The organism is Aquimarina longa SW024, from assembly GCF_001401755.1.
Taxonomy (GTDB): domain Bacteria; phylum Bacteroidota; class Bacteroidia; order Flavobacteriales; family Flavobacteriaceae; genus Aquimarina; species Aquimarina longa.
This window is the reverse complement of record NZ_AVQK01000035.1, coordinates 1-16,059: the sequence shown is the minus strand read 5'-3', so window position 1 is coordinate 16,059 and position 16,059 is coordinate 1. Positions and strand designations below refer to the sequence as shown.

Here is a 16,059-nt window from a genome sequence, read left to right as displayed (position 1 = left end):
AATTTTTTTTACGATCTTTCTCTCATAATTTTTATAATCGATAAAGTATGTTAGAATTATCAGGAATAATTATATTAGGAATTTTAGCTCAGTGGGTTGCATGGAAGTTTAAGATTCCTGCAATTTTACCATTAATTTTAATAGGTCTTTTGGTCGGACCATTTGCTACTTTTTTTACAAGTGATGGAACGAAGTTGATCCAACCAATATGGAATGGAAAAGAAGGGTTATTCCCCGGAGAAAGCCTATTTTACTTTGTCTCTTTAGCAATAAGTATTATTCTTTTTGAAGGAGGTCTTACCTTAAAAAGAAGTGAAATTCTTAATGTAGGTCCTGTAATCATAAAGTTAATTACTGTTGCAGTAATCATTACTTTTTTTGGTGCAGGGATAGCAGCACACTTTATTTTTAACCTGAGTTGGCCAATTTCTTTTTTATTCTCTTCACTGATTATTGTAACAGGTCCTACTGTAATAACACCTATTTTAAGAAATATACCTCTTAAAAAAGATGTATCTGCAATATTAAAATGGGAAGGTATTTTAATAGATCCAATAGGAGCATTGGTAGCTGTTTTGGTATTCGAATTTATAAGAGCAGGTGGAGGAGAGGAATTTACACTAACTGCTCTGATAGAATTTGGAAAAATAGTTCTGGTAGGGTTTACCTTTGGTTTTACTTTTGCACATGCATTAGCTTTTTCTCTTAAAAGAAAAATTATTCCACATTATCTACTTAATGTGGTTACGCTTGCAGTAGTACTTGGCGTTTTTGTGTTATCAGATACCTTTGCACATGAGTCAGGCTTACTTTCTGTAGTTATTATGGGTATGGTATTAGGAAACATTAACCTCCCTCATATTGATGAAATCTTATATTTTAAAGAATCGTTAAGTGTACTTTTAATATCTATACTATTTATTCTATTAGCTGCTAATATTAATATAGAGGATTTACAATTGATATATAATTGGCAAGAAGTTTTACTTTTTTCAATTATTGTTTTTATAGTAAGACCATTAGGCGTATTTCTTAGCTCTGTAAAATCAGGACTTACAATTAATGAAAAACTGTTTATTAGTTGGGTAGGTCCTAGAGGTATTGTTGCAGCGGGAATTGCATCATTATTTGGATTAAAGTTACAGAAAGAAGGAGTACCTGGGGCAGAGTATATTACTCCATTGGTGTTTATGATTGTATTAGGAACAGTTTTATTGAATGCTACAACAGCACGTTTTTTTGCTAAGATAGTAGGGGTATTTCTTAAAAAATCGGAAGGTATTTTGATTATCGGCGCTTCCAAAATTTCTAGATTAATTGCAGTATACCTACAAGAGAATAATCGTCATGTAGTATTGGTAGATAGTAACCGGAATAATATTAATAAAGCAAAAGATCTAGGGTTAGAAGCTATTGAAGGTAATATTTATGGAGATCAACTTAAAGACAATATAGAACTTAATAATATAGGATATTTAATGGCGTTAACAGCAAATAGTGATATTAATAGATATGCTATTGATACGTTTAAAGATCAATTTGGGGAACATGGCTCCTATAGACTAATTACAGTAGAGGAAATGAAAGATCCCCAAAATAATCCTCATGAAGGATTATTTTCTCATACTGATGATTACCATAAACTTATTAATCTTGCAGAAAAATATCCTGGAATTCAGGAAATAAAAATTACAGATAAAAAACAGTATTCAGCTATTATTGAATTGACCAAAGATGATGATGATATTATCCCATTATTTATTCGAAATGTTGATAAAAAGATTAGAATTATCCCATCGTATAGTAGGGATATAGAGCAAATAGAAGATAATAGTTTCTTAGCATATATTGGTAAACCAATTGATATTGAAGTATTAAAATAAATGATCATATGATTTTCTAAAAAGGCTTACATATTCAATCCAGTTTAAATTTCTTACTTTTGGGCTTACTTAACCTAATAAAAGAGTAATCAAAATGAAAAAAATCATATACATTACTGCTTATATCCTAGCCCTAGGGTCTGTAGCTTGTGGAAGTGATGACGATGGTATCAATTGTACTGATGCAGAAAAAGCAGTAGGCAATACAGCAATGAAGTTTAATGACGATGCTACTAAAGAAACATGTGGAGCTTATAAAGTGGCATTAGAAGATGTTATAAACAATAATTGTTCTACTACAGAGGAAGAACTAAAAATATATAGACTAGAACTAAAACGTATAGGAGACTGTACTTTACCTGGTATAGTATGTTTATCATGTACTAATAGTGGTATAACGATTTTAGTTTGTAGAGGTCCTAATGGAAATGCATTCATTAAAGAAAAAGATATTGGAGTTCCTTTTGAGCGTTATGTAGAACTTTCTAATTGTAAGAAATTGTAATTTTTCTATTACACTTTAAAACTTCGTAAAAAAAAAGCTGAATAGTATACAATAACAACATTAATTAACATAATTATTTGTTAATTAATAGTGGTGAATTTATATTAGCACCTATTAAATTTATTTTAATTAAGTAAAAATGAAAAAAATTATATCTGTAGTAGTATTTTCTCTTTTTGTAGGATTTACTGCTTGTAGTAGCGATGATGATAATGGTAATTGCAAACAATGTGCAAATGGACCAGTGAGTATTGAAGTATGTGATAATGGAGATGGAACGTTTAGTGTAGAAGGAGGTACAGCTCAGAAAATCCCAGAAGGATCAACTTTTGAAAATCAATTTAATGCAGCATGCTCTCAGATAGGAGCAAATTAATATAAAATATATCATGTTAAAGAAAAAAGGTGATCTTCTGATCACCTTTTTTCTTTAACATATTTTTTCTCTACCCCCTTGTTTTGCTTGCTCCCATGCTAATAAAGAATCTTCTGTAAATTCATTGATATACGAGTATTAATCATCAAATAACTCAATATCCAGACTCTTGTAGAAAAACCCTTTTTCTTTATTATGTAGTGAGAAATGTAGCTTACCTTTAAGACTATCACTTATTTTTGAAATAGCCCATTTTTTGGAGTTATTGTTTATTGGGATATTATATATTTTAAATTTGCTAATTTCTTGCACTTTATTGTTTATTAGTGAATCTAAAATTTCATTTTTAAGCTTGATTTGATATCCGTAGTACGTGTTAAAAGAGTCTTTTGTCATAGGTTTAACTAAAAACTCGTTTTCGTAATAGAGAGAATCTTTATACTTAAAAATTCTATAATGTCTATAATTTATCCCCTTAGGATGTAAACCAACTTTATATCTGTCAATTTTTAAAGGATATTTTGTAGGGTTATTTATGATTATAGTTTTTGGAAAACATAAATATATAAAGGTGCTATCTTCTTTTTTTGTTCCATGTAATATTTTTAATGGTAAATCTAATTTCTTAGTTGTAAATTCTATTTCCTTTTGAGAATTAGATCTACAAGTAACTAAAAATAATGCCGTTAATAATACTATTTTGTTCATCATATAAATATTGGGCTAATATCAATATTATATTTCCTTTCATTTTTTGAATCATAATATTTAAACCATATTTTACCCTTTATATCGTCTGTTATTTTCGATCTAATAAAACTTTTTATTTTTTGATTTAAACGGATATCATAAACAGTATATTGAGAATCAAATACTCCTTGCTTTTTTGCATTTGAAATAATCAATGAAAGGTCTAAATTATCGAGACTAATCCGATATCCAGTATATATGTCTATAATTTTTGTTGAGTTACGAATAACCTTAAAGTTTTGTTCGAAATTAATAATCTCTTTATCAAAAGTTTTGAGATGATATTGTATAAAACTTGTTCCTTTTGCTCCTTGGTTTCCAAGTAAAGTTTCAATTTGTGTTATGTCATAAGTGTTAGGATTTCTTATAGTAATCAATTGAGGGAAATATAAATAACCAATAGTTGCTCCTTTTTTTTCTCCTATAATTACTAGTTTTAGAGGAAGTTTAGATTTGTTATTTGTTATTTGTAATGTTTGACTTGTTGTTACACAGCTAGTAAGAATAAGAAATAGGAGTATTATTTTGATATATATTTTTATTACCATTGCAAGAATATTGAATCAATTAAATATTTTTTTCTAGAGTCATTTTTAATATAATAAAATATTGTGTAATGGCTCTCAGAGGATAAATCTTCTTTTTCGTTAATAAATTGTTGAAATGAATTTATTTCATTGTTTAAAAGTTTTTTATATACATTTTGAGGTACATCCTGTCTAAATCCTAGCTCCAACATCTTCGCTCCTTGCGAATGTTGTACATAGGCAAGTGCTTTTTCTCTACCCCCTTGTTTTGCTTGCTCCCATGCTAATAAAGAATCTTCTGTAAACTCATTGATACACGAGTATTAATCATCAAATAACTCAATATCTAGACTCTTGTAGAAAAACCCTTTTTCTTTATTATGTAGTGAGAAATGTAGCTTACCTTTAAGACTATCACTTATTTTTGAAATAGCCCATTTTTTTATGGTATCATTTATATAAATATCATAAACACTAAATCCTTGTAAAATCTGACTTTCTTTTTTATTTTTAATGAATACATCTAGTTTTTCATTCAACACCTTTAATAAGTAACCATGATATAAAATAAAAGTTTTTGTTTCATTGTTATTAAGAGTTATATCTTTTTTAATTATCAATTTATTTGTGTACTCATAAGTTTTATAATGAAGTATATCAATATTTTTGTGATGCTGTCCAACATGATAATTATGGATTTTATTTTTAATATTTGGTTGATTTTCTATGTAAATCTTTTTAGGAAAACATAAATAGATATATGAGGAGTCATTTTCTTGAGAGTTGTAAATTAACTTTAAAGGAAGGTTTGTTCGTTTTTGTAAAATAGCCACATCATTCTGAGCACTTGTAGAACCACATGCTATTAAAATTATGTATATAAAAATAAAATAAATTGTTTTTTTCATCGCATAAATATTGAGTCAATTAAGTATTTATTTCTACCATTTTCTTCTTTGATATAGTAAAAATAGGTATAATAATTATTAGCTTTATTTGCTGTTACTATTGATGGGAAATTTTCAAGTTCATCGAACGTTTTAATGTTATTTTGTAAAAACTTTTCATGAGCTTCTTGGCTTACAAATTCTACTGCGCCTAGTTGAATCATCTTCGCTCCTTGCGAGTTTTGTACATAGGCAAGTGCTTTTTCTCTACCCCCTTGTTTTGCTTGCTCCCATGCTAATAAAGAATCTTCTGTAAATGTTTTACTATTTGTTAAACATAACCGCTTAATATTAAAAGCTAAAAACGAATTTTTTCGTATTGATAAAATTGATGTTTCTTTTTCTTATCGACAATATTAAAAAGAAGATAACCTTTTAAACTATCTGGAATTATGCTGTTTATAATTATATGACTTTCTTTAGTGTTTTTTAATAGATAGGATTGATATTCTGATTTTTTTTTAACTGAATCTTTTTTAACTAAATGATTATTGATAATTTTTTTCTTGTGAGCCAAAGAAATTAAATTTCTATATTGTATTACTAATTCTAATTCATATTTTGTGTTTTTTTTAAATGTAAAATCTCTAATTTTAATGCGCTTATTTTTATGATAAGTGAAAACTGCATAACCTAAACCTCTATTACTATTTTGTCCAAAAAGAGTATCGTTAGAAAACGCAATGTTTTTTGGAGAATTAGATACTTTATTGTTTTGTAGTAATATTTTTTTAGAAACTTCCATAATTACATTAACAGTGTCTAGATCGATTAGATAATCGTTCTTCATAAAAGTTATTCTAAAATCTTTATCATTTTTTAAATAATCTATTTTTATTCTTTCCTTTTCTTGTGTACAAGTAAAGAAAGTAAATAGTATAAATATTATTATTTTGTTCATTACCTTAAAATTATTGAATCTATTATATATTTCTTTCTTCCATTTTTCTCTTTTACATAATAAAAACAAGTATAATAGTTTTTATTATTATCTTCTGGATTTGGACTATAATCATAAAATTCTTTAAATGTTTTAAATTTATTATTCAAGAGCATTTCATATTGTGATTGACTTATATATTCAATAAAATCTAAGCCTAACATCTTAGCTCCATCATTTTGAGTTTGTACCCATGCTAGTGCAGAATTAAGTCCCCCTTGTTTTGCTTGCTCCCATGCTAATAAAGAATCTTCTGTAAACTCATTGATAATCTCATTAACTACTTTGGTACTGATTACATCTGCAACCATAAAGAGAGGTGTTAATGCTCCAAAACTGGGGATGCTTTTTATAGCACTTATTAATCCCATAGCACTGACTACAGATGATGGTTTAGGGATTTGTAGCCCTTCTTCTGGGGTTTTAAAAATACTGGTTACAGTCTTAGTAGCATTGATAAAATCGAGTATTTTTATTGCTTTTCTAATTCCTTTTAATGCGATAACCCCCGCGTTTTTTAGATCTCGATGATTAAAATAGTCGCTAAACTTCTTTTTGGTCATAGTCTCGAACTCTGATACTGTATCAAAACTGGCTTTACCTTTGATAATAAAGTTACTAGACTCTGTTGTTGTATAACCATATCGCATACTTTGGTTCGTGTCCCAAGAGACACGCTCATAGAGTAGTTGTTTCTTTATAGTATTTATAGACGAGAGTGTTTGCGTCTCTGTTATACGAATTGTATTGATAAAAAAACTACTTATATAAGGATTAGGCACTATTTCTGTAGCCATTTTCTCCACCATTTTAAAAGCAAATATAATCAACTTACCATCATTAGTATAAAACTCTGGTAAACCTGTGCCTACTGTAATGGGTTTGATGAACAGGTCTTGGTCATTATACCCTACACGTAGGTAATCGCTTTTACTTCTAGGGAGTTCTTTTTTATAGTATTACTTAAGTTTCCAAACTCTACGGTGTGATCAAAAGAAAATGAATCATCGTGGTCATCATATCGAATTGATAGTCGTTCATTTATAGCTCTTCTATCTTCTTATGGATTTCTTTTTCTGGATATTGTTTGTTGTATTTATTATTTTGACTACCAAAAAATACGGGTACGTGTTCGGCGGGTGTAGTATCATAATCATTAATAATTGTTGTACCTAATGTTGAAAGACGTTTTAAATTTGGTAAGTTTTTTACAAATTTGATGCTTTCAAGGTTTTTGCAATCTAGTAACTCCAGTTCTTTTAGTTTTTTAAGTTCTCCAATGGGGCTAAAGTCTTTTAGTTTCCAACAAATATCAAACTCTAAATGCTTAAGGTTTTGTAATGCTGTAATGTCTGAAATATCCGTAAGACTTCGTACACCTCCAAAAGATATACGTTCTAAATTGGTTAGCATTTCGATGCCCTTTAAAGATTTGATTTTAGAACGGGTTACACTCAACCCTTTTAGATTGGTAAGCCCACTTAATTTTGTAAGATCTTTTTCGTCAAAGTCTGCAACGTACAAAACTTCTAAATCTGTATCGTTTAGAGCTTCTATATTAATGATATGCTTTTTTGACCAGACACTCAAATTTAAAGAATAAAGGCTTTTTGGTAGTCTTGAGCAATCTAGTATAAAATCTGTATCTCGATATAGCGAAATTACTAAGCCTTCTAAATTCTGAAATTCATATATGAATGAATTATCTCGATCACCACCCGATTTATTTCCAATATCAAGATTCTTAACATCCTTAAATTGTATTATGAATTTTTCAATAAAACTTTTTTCATAATTACTCCCTGACAATCTTACCACATATTTATTTTCTAAATATTCTGGTTTAATATTATCTAAATCGGAATTGGGTTTAACCATTAGATAAGGTTCATTTGGTACGCTTGTTTGTAAATACATATCAATTCAATATTACGGGTTCAAATTCTGTTGGCAAATCCCAACGCTTAGCAAGTTCTCTAGCTTTCTTTTTCAATGCTTCTACGCCTATATCAGTTTTTAAATCATATCTACCTCCCACAGGGTTAACCTTATTCAATAGATTGTGAAATCCTTTGCTTCCTTTTCTTGAAATATCACCTCCATATTTTTCTAAAATAATAAACTGTTCATATATTTCACGTTCTTGCTTGGTAGAACCTTTCATTTTATGAACTATACCTCCTATTACTTCTAGGGAGTTCTTTTTTTATAGTATTACCTAAGTTTCCAAACTCTACGGTGTGATCAAAAGAAAATGCATCATCGTGGTCGTCATATCGAATTGATAGTCGTTCATTTATAGCTCTTCTATCTTCTTATGGATTTCTTTTTCTGGATATTGTTTGTTGTATTTATTATGCTGACTACCAAAAAATACGGGTACGTGTTCAGCGGGTGTAGTATCATAATCATTAATAATGGTTGTACCCAATGTATTTAATGATTTGAGATTAGGCATATCACTTACAAATTTGATTGATTCCAAATTTTTACAATCAATAATTTCAAGCTGTTTAAGGTTTTTTAATTTCCCTATTGGGCTAAAATCTGCCATTTTCCAACACGTATTTATTTCTAAATATTTAAGGTTTTGTAATGCTGCAATTTGGCTAATATCGGTAAGAGAACGATGTGCGCTAATTTCCAATTTTTCAAGATTGGTAAGATGCTGAATCCCCTCCAAAGATTTCATTTTACCGGCTATTGTCCTAAATTCTTTGATTGAGGTTAAGCAACTTAAAGCCGTCATATCTTTTTCAGTATAATCAGAAACCGATAGTTTTTGTAACGATTTTTGATAACAAATATTTTTTAAATATTTTTTCTGATACCCAAAACCAAGAAATTTTAAAGGTGCTATTTTAGAAAAATCTACAACAGTTGGTACATCAGAATAAAATCGTAAAATTAAATTCTCTAAACTTTCCAAGCTATATAAAAATTCATTTTCTCCTTCTAATCCGTTGCAAAATCTTAACTCTTTTACATTAGCAAATTCTTTAACAAATAATTCCAATTCGTTAGTGCTAAAATCACCATTAAGTCGGATTGTATATTTAGAATCTTTATATTCATCCTTTACAAAGACTAAGTCTGAACCTTTATTAATTTCCAAATAAACATCCCCTAATGGATTTTTTTTCAACTTCATAATAAATATCTTTTAAAAATCTATATTAGAAAATTCTTTAGGTAAATTCCAATGATCTGCTATTTCTTCCGCTTTCTTGTAAAATTCTTCTAAGCCTTTTTTTGATTTCAAATCAAATCTACCTCCTACTGGATTCACTTTGTTAATTAATTTCCCTAAATCTTTCCATTCTTCAGTATATTTTTTAAAGATAACATATTGCTCATAAATCTCTCGCTGTTCTTTTGTAGAGCCTGCCATTTTATATAAAATCTCATTACCAACCTTAGTAAGTTTATTCAATTTACCCCTTTTTCCAAAATGTCTTCTTATTCTGGTAATTACATTTTCAGACTGACCAATATAACCTTTTAAATCCTCTCCATTTTTAACAATTAAATCATAAATCCCTTTGTTATCAACTACTTTACTTAGTTTTTTTGCTTGTTTAGCAATAGTTGCAGCGACTCCAAACCCTGGTACCATTGCTGCAAAACTGAGTGCTGCATCGCCATAATTACCTCTTGCTAATGATATACATCCATTGGCTAAATCAGCAATTTCTCCAAGACCAGGAACAAGCCCCGCAATATCTAATCCTGTTTGTAAGCTATCTGCCCAATCATCCCATGTGGTAGGTGCGCCTCCATTATCTTCTGCATCGTATTTGCTAATTTCTTGCCATGTTACCGTCTGATCTCGTGTTACTTTGGGTAGGTTTTTAAATTCTGGATTACTACGATCAACAGTATCAGCTACTTGTAAGTCCGAAAAATCTACATTAGGAAATAGACGTTGTGCATCTGCTAAAGAGCCCTCAAAAGTACCTAGTGAGTTATCGTAGAAAAATACGTCTTCGCCCCGTGATGAAATTTCAGATTTTAACTGACTTACTAGTATCGTCCCTCTGTCGGTAACCTTGGCAGTAGTAGAGCGTTTTACTTGTGCAACAGTTTCGCCTACTACAATAGCTTGGTGATTGATATGTAGTAAGCCTTTACCATCATCATCGGTATAGGTGATATTGGTCTGTACGGGCTTGTCTACGACATCACCTCCGCCAAGCTGTACTTTCATACTTGTTTGGCTAACGACCTTACCCCTATGTATGATCTTAATCGTATTCTTACCGTATTGATTCTTATAGTTATTGCTCATCTTTGTAGTTTTCTGAGATTACTTCTAATGGAATTTTTTCTTCATCGATATTAATTGTATAGTCTTTGATGATGTTATCTTGTAAGCGTTTACTACGATATAAAAGTGGCACTTCGAATTTAGAAAGATCAATATCTATAGTTTCGTTAACCATATGTTCTGATTTGATAACGCAATATATTTCGTGTCCTCGTTGGTATTGATCGAGTTCTACGTCGTTACGATCAGTGATGTACTGTTTAATGATCCTTGGATTTAGCTCTTCTGCTTGCTGTATAGGTTCATTTCTTGTATTAGGATCTTTTATACGCCACCACTTAGAGGTAATGACCTCTCCATTACGGATTACGGTGGCAGCTGATAGTGTTAGAGTATAGATTGCTCCATCGTATCCACCATCTTGATACTCTAGGCGAGTACAGTAGGTATCCCATAGCTCTAGGGTTTTAAACATTGTAGTACCTTGTATGGATTGGGTTTCTATCTTACATTCTTTTCGCATGGTGGGGGATAGTGCCCAATTGTCGAATAGGTGTGTCCATCTGCCTATATCGGGGACTACTAATTGATAGATGCCACTGCCGTATGGTATACTAGAGGGCATGCCGTTATAATTGGTTTGTTGTTGTATGATTTCTCTATATGCTAGTACGGGTAGGCTATGACCGTCTATATAGAATCTAGTAGTGTGCAGTGTAGACATTGCTGTTTTTTGGTTAGGTTTATAAGAGATATTGGTATTGGTTTATAAAGCTTTGATCATTAGGGTGCGTCTTTTTGACGTTCCTGAGCGTCTTTTTGACGAAGTGTTTGGCTGGGTTTGCTTATTTTTTAACCCTTTGGGTTAAAATTTCGACTAAATGTGTTGAAATTTTAACAACAAAGGTTAATTTTTTAATACAGTAAGCTAAAAACTTCGTTTTTTTTGCTAAACGGAACGTCTTTTTGACCCAGCAGAGCGTATATCTTGCTAAGTGGAGGGTTACTCCTCTGGTTCGGTATTGATTTTTTTGGTACGGGCAAAGAACTGCTTAAGTTCTACTACTTTTTCTGTAGATCCTGCCTTACCTGCATCTATGCTATACTGTGAGTAATGTTTTTTTTTCGGTTAGGGCAGATAGCTTGTCTATAAAAATGGACTCTAGCTGTGTTACTAGATGTTCTGCTTTTTGTCTTTCCTCTTGGGGAAGTAAATCTTCGACAACATTTCTCATGTAATATTGATTTTTGTGTAAATTAGTAATGATTGTATTAAGTGGTTATTACTATGTATATTCTACCTCAAAAATAAGAGATTATACTAGAATAGAAAATCTTTTTTACACTATGGGGAAAATTCCCTTAAACGGAATATGCTGATTTTCTATTAGATAAAAATGATTGTGTAGCGTATTGTGAAGTATGTGATAATGGAGATGGAACGTTTAGTGTAGAAGGAGGTACAGCTCAGAAAATCCCAGAAGGATCAATTTTTGAAAATCAATTTAATGTAGCATGCCCTCAGATAGGAGCAAATTAATATAAAATATATCATGTTAAAGAAAAAGGTGATCTTCTGATCACCTTTTTTCTTTGATAACATATAGATAAACAGGAAAGTGGTCGCTATACCCACCTGTAAAAGTACCATTAGCAAAACTACGAAATGGATACCCTTTATACTTACCTCTGGGAGTCATTAAATATTCTGGATTGAACACACTAGCAGTATAATATCTATATGAGGAATACTCTGGTTTTACGAGTTCTGAAGAAATAATAATTTGATCAAATAGACTCCATTGATCTCTCCAGGCTAAAGATCCGATGCCTTTTTTAGCCATTTTTTCCATAGGATTATATAGTGTTTTTATACCCAAGTCTTTTTTATACTGTTTTGCCCCTAGTACTTTTTTAATACTCTTGTTATTAGGATTATCATTAAGATCTCCCATCGTAATAATTTTTGCATATGGATTAATAGCAAACAGAGAGTCCATAATTTTTATATTTAATGCAGCTGCTTTTTCTCTTTTGTATCTACTTTTTGCTTCTCCACCTCTTCTAGATGGCCAATGATTGACGATGATATGGATCAAATCCCCATCGAGATAACCACTCACTACTAATTGATCTCTGGTATATACACGTTTAGACGTTTTTTGATCATAGATTAGTAATGGATAAGTACTCGTATGTTCTGGTTTAAATAATGCTTTTTGATACAATAGCGCTACATCAATCCCTCTTCTATCTGGCGAATCAAAATGAATAATACCGTATTCTTTAGGTTGTAATAGAGAGTCATTTAGAAGATCTTCTAAGACTTTTCTATTTTCTATTTCGGCAACACCTATAATAGCAGGAGAATTGTTACTCATATCTTTTCCTATTTCTGAGATTACACTAGCCATGTTTTTTACCTTTTGTGTGTATATATCATAGGTCCAATGATCTTTTCCATTTGGAGTTCTATCATCATCATATGTTATAGGATCATCTTCTGGATCAAAAAGATTTTCGAGATTATAAAAAGCAATAGTATGAATCTTATACTCCTTTTTTTTCTGAGCAAAAACAAAGAATGGAAATAACATTATAATAGTAAGAATATATGTACTTCTTAACATAAAACGGGTTGTTTAGAATTGTTAATTAATTGCAAAGATTAATTTTTCCAGTTTCAAAAAATGAAACTGTGATGTTTTATACTTGCCATATTATTAACATATCATTATTATTTTATGAACTATTATCCTTTTATATTACCATATATCATACTATTTCTATTTTTTTCTATGTCTACATTAGATGCACAACAGACAGGAATAAAAGGAAAAATTGTTGATAAGATTACAGGAGAGAAGCTTATTGCAGTTACTATTTTAATCAAAGAATCAAGTATTTCTACACATACTAATGCTGCAGGAGAGTTCGAATTTAATACTAATACTCTTCCTTTAGGAGAACAGATACTAGTATTATCAAAACAAGGATTTATTAGTAAACGTTTTCCTATTGTTATTAATAAGGGAAGTATTTTAGATCTTAAGAAAATAGGGCTAGAGTTTGATTTTACTATAGAGCAGCAGATAGGAACCATTAATCTTTCTGATTATGAACTAGATGATAATACTAATACATCTTTTAGTCCAGCGGCATTGTTGCAATCTACAAAAGATGTTTTTTTTAATGCTGCGGCATATGATTTTAGTGCTACATTTTTTCGTCCTAGAGGCTTAGGAAGTGAAAATGGAAAAATCCTGATTAATGGAGTAGAAATGAATAAACTTTTTAATGGTCGTCCACAATGGGGAGATTGGGGAGGGCTCAATGATGTGCAGCGTAATCGAGAGTTTTCTGAAGGAATTTCAGAGAATGAATATACTTTTGGGGGTCTTTCAGGGACTTCTAATATCATTATGAGGGCTTCTCAGTATAGAAAAGTAAGCAAAATATCGTATGCATATTCTAACCGAAGTTATCAGGGAAAAATTATGGCGACATATAATTCCGGAATTACAAAAAATGGGTGGGCATTTTCTACATCCTTGGCTCGAAGATACGGCAATAGTGGTTTTGTAGAAGGTACTGTATATGATGCTAATTCATTTTTTATTTCGGTAGAAAAGAGATTGGGAAAAAAACATAGCCTAAACTTTGTAGGTTTTTATACTCCAAACCGAAGAGGAAGATCTACAGCAATTACAAAAGAAGTATTTGATCTTAAAGGAAACACATATAATCCCAATTGGGGATATCAGAATGGTACAATAAGAAATGCTAGAGAACGAAAAATAAAAGAACCTATTTTAATGCTCAATCACTATTGGGATATCTCAAAGAATACTCATTTACAGACTAATATAGTATTTCAGACAGGGAGCATTGCAAACAGTAGAATTGATACTGGAGGTAGTGATTTAATACTAGATCCAAATGGTCAACAAACTTATATCGGAGGGGGTAGAAGTGCAGATACTAATCCTGCACATACAGATAATTTACCAAGCTCTTTTTTAGCTGATACTAATCCAACTCCGTTACAGTATCAAAGTGCTTTTTTAGCACAACAAAATTTAATTGATAATGGACAACTACAATGGGATAGGCTCATAGAAACAAATCAACAAAATACAAAACTAGGTACTAATGCAACATATATATTGTATGATGATAGAACAGATGATACCCAGCTACAAGGAGGAATAATTCTTAATACCCAATTTAATAAAACAATTTCGTTTACTACAGCGCTTAATTATAGGAATCTAAAAAGTGAAAACTTTGCAGAAGTAGCAGATCTTCTAGGAGGTACTGGTTTTTTAGATATTGATATATATGCATTAGGAACTAAAGGGTTTACTACTTCTGATTTAATAAATAGAGCGCAGAGTGATTTACGTAACCCTAATCGTATCGTTACTGTAGGTGACCGGTATGATTATAATTACGAGGTAGTAGCAACTACAATTAATGGTTTTGCTCAGGGGCAATTTAGATTTAAGAGAGTTGATTCTTTTATAGGGGCAACTATTTCTAAAACCTCATACCAAAGAAACGGTTTGTTCGAGAATGGATATTTTCCTGAGAATGCATCTTTAGGAAAGAGTGAGCTAATAGATTTTACGAATTATGGAATAAAAGGAGGAGTAACGTTTACGATTAATGGGCATAATTTTATAACGTTTCATGGTGCTTATTTTACTAAAGCGCCTACAATTCGTAATGCATTCATAAATGCAAGGCAAAGTAATACTACTGTAGCACAACTACTAGGCGGAACACAGGAAAGTCAACATATACAGTCCATAGATGCCAGTTATGTATTTCGGTCTCCTAAGATAAAAGCCAAATTAACAGGGTATTATACTAAGGTGCTTGATGCAACTAATATTTCGTTCTTTTTTACAGAAGCTATCTCGGGATCTGATACAGGTTTTGTACAAGAAATACTAACAGATATAGATAAACGGTATGTAGGAGGTGAATTAGGAATCGAATATCAGGTTACACCTACTATAAAATTGAAAGGTGTTGGAGCATTAGGTAGTTATATGTTTGATAATAATCCAGATTTAGTATTAGCAAGTACTAGTGAAGCTTTTGTAGATTATCAAGGAGTACGCAGTTTTGGAAAATCATCATTAGATGGGTATCATATTGCAGGAGGACCTGAGCGTGTTGCACAGTTAGGTTTTGAGTATCGTGATCCTGATTTTTGGTGGTTTGGAGCGACTACTAATTATTTTTCTAATGCCTATATTAATGTAAGTCCTTTTGGGAGAACTACTAATTTTTATAAAGATACCGATGGATTATCTTTTAATGATTATGATGAGAGTATTGCAAAAAATCTTTTACAACAAGAACAGTTAGAGGATTATTTTTTAGTAAATATAGTAGGGGGTAAGTCTTGGAGAATTAAGAAATACTACGTTGGTGTTTTTGCTTCGATACAGAATGTTTTGGATCAAAACTATAGAACAGGAGGGTTTGAACAAGCCAGAAATGCCAATTATAGACTAGCATTAGAAGAGTCACAGCGTGATACTCCTGTTTTTGGTTCAAAATATTTTTATGGATTTGGAACCTCCTATTTTCTTTCTCTTTATGTAAGACTTTGAGATTAAATGTTTAAACCTCACAGGTCTTTAAGACCTATGAGTATAGTTAACTTGAATAATATAAAATATTGATAACCAAATACTTATGTTTTAACTCGTTTTTATGGGTTAAACATAGGTTAAATAATTAATCAATTTTCTACTATTATGAACTCTATTTTTGCGCCTATAAATATACATCAAATCACAGACCATAGTACGAAATTTTTATCAATACTTATCTGGTGAAAAAAAAAT

General features: G+C 30.8%; 17 protein-coding genes. 4 read left to right on the top strand and 13 right to left on the bottom strand.

Annotation, left to right across the window (positions count from 1 at the left end; translation table 11 throughout):
- The first annotated feature begins 47 nt into the window (after positions 1-47).
- The 3 genes from N456_RS08210 (at position 48) to N456_RS08200 (ending at position 2,764) form a co-directional block, all read left to right on the top strand.
- Entirely contained in the window at positions 48-1,883 is a 1,836-nt protein-coding gene (locus N456_RS08210) for a cation:proton antiporter (protein WP_062055810.1), read from the top strand.
- 94 nt (positions 1,884-1,977) lie between these two features.
- Complete coding sequence (locus tag N456_RS08205; RefSeq protein ID WP_062055808.1) at positions 1,978-2,388, top strand: hypothetical protein; 411 nt, start codon at positions 1,978-1,980, stop codon at positions 2,386-2,388.
- A gap of 139 nt (positions 2,389-2,527) precedes the next feature.
- Positions 2,528-2,764 carry a hypothetical protein gene (locus N456_RS08200; RefSeq protein WP_062055806.1) on the top strand — a complete coding sequence of 79 codons (237 nt, stop codon included), beginning with the start codon at positions 2,528-2,530 and terminating at the stop codon, positions 2,762-2,764.
- 138 nt (positions 2,765-2,902) lie between these two features.
- Here the strand turns inward: N456_RS08200 and N456_RS08195 are convergent, their stop codons facing one another.
- From N456_RS08195 to N456_RS08135, 13 genes are all read right to left on the bottom strand, one after another.
- A complete protein-coding gene (locus N456_RS08195; RefSeq protein ID WP_148639246.1) occupies positions 2,903-3,475 on the bottom strand; it encodes a hypothetical protein in 573 nt (190 codons plus the stop codon).
- Entirely contained in the window at positions 3,472-4,062 is a 591-nt protein-coding gene (locus N456_RS08190) for a hypothetical protein (protein ID WP_062055802.1), read from the bottom strand. Before N456_RS08190 ends, N456_RS08195 begins: the two co-directional genes overlap by 4 nt.
- 302 nt (positions 4,063-4,364) lie before the next feature.
- Complete coding sequence (locus N456_RS08180; RefSeq protein WP_062055798.1) at positions 4,365-4,949, bottom strand: hypothetical protein; 585 nt, start codon at positions 4,947-4,949, stop codon at positions 4,365-4,367.
- Entirely contained in the window at positions 4,946-5,152 is a 207-nt protein-coding gene (locus N456_RS08175; RefSeq protein ID WP_062055796.1) for a hypothetical protein, read from the bottom strand. Before N456_RS08175 ends, N456_RS08180 begins: the two co-directional genes overlap by 4 nt.
- A gap of 134 nt (positions 5,153-5,286) precedes the next feature.
- Positions 5,287-5,733, bottom strand: a complete 447-nt coding sequence (locus N456_RS08170; protein WP_148639245.1) for a hypothetical protein — start codon at positions 5,731-5,733, stop codon at positions 5,287-5,289.
- A gap of 155 nt (positions 5,734-5,888) precedes the next feature.
- On the bottom strand, positions 5,889-6,725 hold the full coding sequence (locus N456_RS08165) for a hypothetical protein (RefSeq protein WP_148639244.1): 837 nt from the start codon (positions 6,723-6,725) through the stop codon (positions 5,889-5,891).
- A 244-nt stretch (positions 6,726-6,969) separates the two neighbouring features.
- Complete coding sequence (locus N456_RS08160; RefSeq protein ID WP_062055790.1) at positions 6,970-7,845, bottom strand: leucine-rich repeat domain-containing protein; 876 nt, start codon at positions 7,843-7,845, stop codon at positions 6,970-6,972.
- Between the two features lies 1 nt (position 7,846).
- Positions 7,847-8,092, bottom strand: coding sequence for a hypothetical protein (locus N456_RS08155; RefSeq protein ID WP_062055788.1), 246 nt, complete (start codon positions 8,090-8,092; stop codon positions 7,847-7,849).
- A 132-nt stretch (positions 8,093-8,224) separates the two neighbouring features.
- Positions 8,225-9,079 carry a leucine-rich repeat domain-containing protein gene (locus N456_RS08150; protein WP_062055786.1) on the bottom strand — a complete coding sequence of 285 codons (855 nt, stop codon included), beginning with the start codon at positions 9,077-9,079 and terminating at the stop codon, positions 8,225-8,227.
- A gap of 12 nt (positions 9,080-9,091) precedes the next feature.
- Complete coding sequence (locus N456_RS08145; RefSeq protein ID WP_148639243.1) at positions 9,092-10,216, bottom strand: GIY-YIG nuclease family protein; 1,125 nt, start codon at positions 10,214-10,216, stop codon at positions 9,092-9,094.
- Positions 10,206-10,919 (bottom strand): type VI secretion system tube protein TssD, encoded by a 714-nt coding sequence (gene tssD, locus N456_RS08140; protein ID WP_148639242.1) that lies wholly within the window; start codon positions 10,917-10,919, stop codon positions 10,206-10,208. Before tssD ends, N456_RS08145 begins: the two co-directional genes overlap by 11 nt.
- A gap of 376 nt (positions 10,920-11,295) precedes the next feature.
- A complete protein-coding gene (locus N456_RS25135; protein WP_262482821.1) occupies positions 11,296-11,430 on the bottom strand; it encodes a hypothetical protein in 135 nt (44 codons plus the stop codon).
- 345 nt (positions 11,431-11,775) lie between these two features.
- Positions 11,776-12,825 (bottom strand): endonuclease/exonuclease/phosphatase family protein, encoded by a 1,050-nt coding sequence (locus N456_RS08135; protein ID WP_062055780.1) that lies wholly within the window; start codon positions 12,823-12,825, stop codon positions 11,776-11,778.
- A gap of 168 nt (positions 12,826-12,993) precedes the next feature.
- Here N456_RS08135 and N456_RS08130 point away from each other — a divergent pair, with 168 nt between their 5' ends.
- On the top strand, positions 12,994-15,822 hold the full coding sequence (locus N456_RS08130) for a carboxypeptidase-like regulatory domain-containing protein (protein WP_240315506.1): 2,829 nt from the start codon (positions 12,994-12,996) through the stop codon (positions 15,820-15,822).
- Positions 15,823-16,059: the final 237 nt, after the last annotated feature.

Coding starts and splice junctions, on each gene's coding strand:
- N456_RS08180 (WP_062055798.1), bottom strand. CDS start 4,949: ATGAAAAAAACAATTTATTTTATTTTTATATACATAATTTTAATAGCA.
- N456_RS08190 (WP_062055802.1), bottom strand. CDS start 4,062: ATGGTAATAAAAATATATATCAAAATAATACTCCTATTTCTTATTCTT.
- N456_RS08145 (WP_148639243.1), bottom strand. CDS start 10,216: ATGAGCAATAACTATAAGAATCAATACGGTAAGAATACGATTAAGATC.
- N456_RS08160 (WP_062055790.1), bottom strand. CDS start 7,845: ATGTATTTACAAACAAGCGTACCAAATGAACCTTATCTAATGGTTAAA.
- N456_RS08195 (WP_148639246.1), bottom strand. CDS start 3,475: ATGATGAACAAAATAGTATTATTAACGGCATTATTTTTAGTTACTTGT.
- N456_RS08155 (WP_062055788.1), bottom strand. CDS start 8,092: ATGAAAGGTTCTACCAAGCAAGAACGTGAAATATATGAACAGTTTATT.
- N456_RS08175 (WP_062055796.1), bottom strand. CDS start 5,152: ATGATTCAACTAGGCGCAGTAGAATTTGTAAGCCAAGAAGCTCATGAA.
- N456_RS08200 (WP_062055806.1), top strand. CDS start 2,528: ATGAAAAAAATTATATCTGTAGTAGTATTTTCTCTTTTTGTAGGATTT.
- N456_RS08170 (WP_148639245.1), bottom strand. CDS start 5,733: ATGGAAGTTTCTAAAAAAATATTACTACAAAACAATAAAGTATCTAAT.
- N456_RS08130 (WP_240315506.1), top strand. CDS start 12,994: ATGTCTACATTAGATGCACAACAGACAGGAATAAAAGGAAAAATTGTT.
- N456_RS08205 (WP_062055808.1), top strand. CDS start 1,978: ATGAAAAAAATCATATACATTACTGCTTATATCCTAGCCCTAGGGTCT.
- N456_RS08150 (WP_062055786.1), bottom strand. CDS start 9,079: ATGAAGTTGAAAAAAAATCCATTAGGGGATGTTTATTTGGAAATTAAT.
- N456_RS08165 (WP_148639244.1), bottom strand. CDS start 6,725: ATGGCTACAGAAATAGTGCCTAATCCTTATATAAGTAGTTTTTTTATC.
- N456_RS25135 (WP_262482821.1), bottom strand. CDS start 11,430: ATGAGAAATGTTGTCGAAGATTTACTTCCCCAAGAGGAAAGACAAAAA.
- tssD (WP_148639242.1), bottom strand. CDS start 10,919: ATGTCTACACTGCACACTACTAGATTCTATATAGACGGTCATAGCCTA.
- N456_RS08210 (WP_062055810.1), top strand. CDS start 48: ATGTTAGAATTATCAGGAATAATTATATTAGGAATTTTAGCTCAGTGG.
- N456_RS08135 (WP_062055780.1), bottom strand. CDS start 12,825: ATGTTAAGAAGTACATATATTCTTACTATTATAATGTTATTTCCATTC.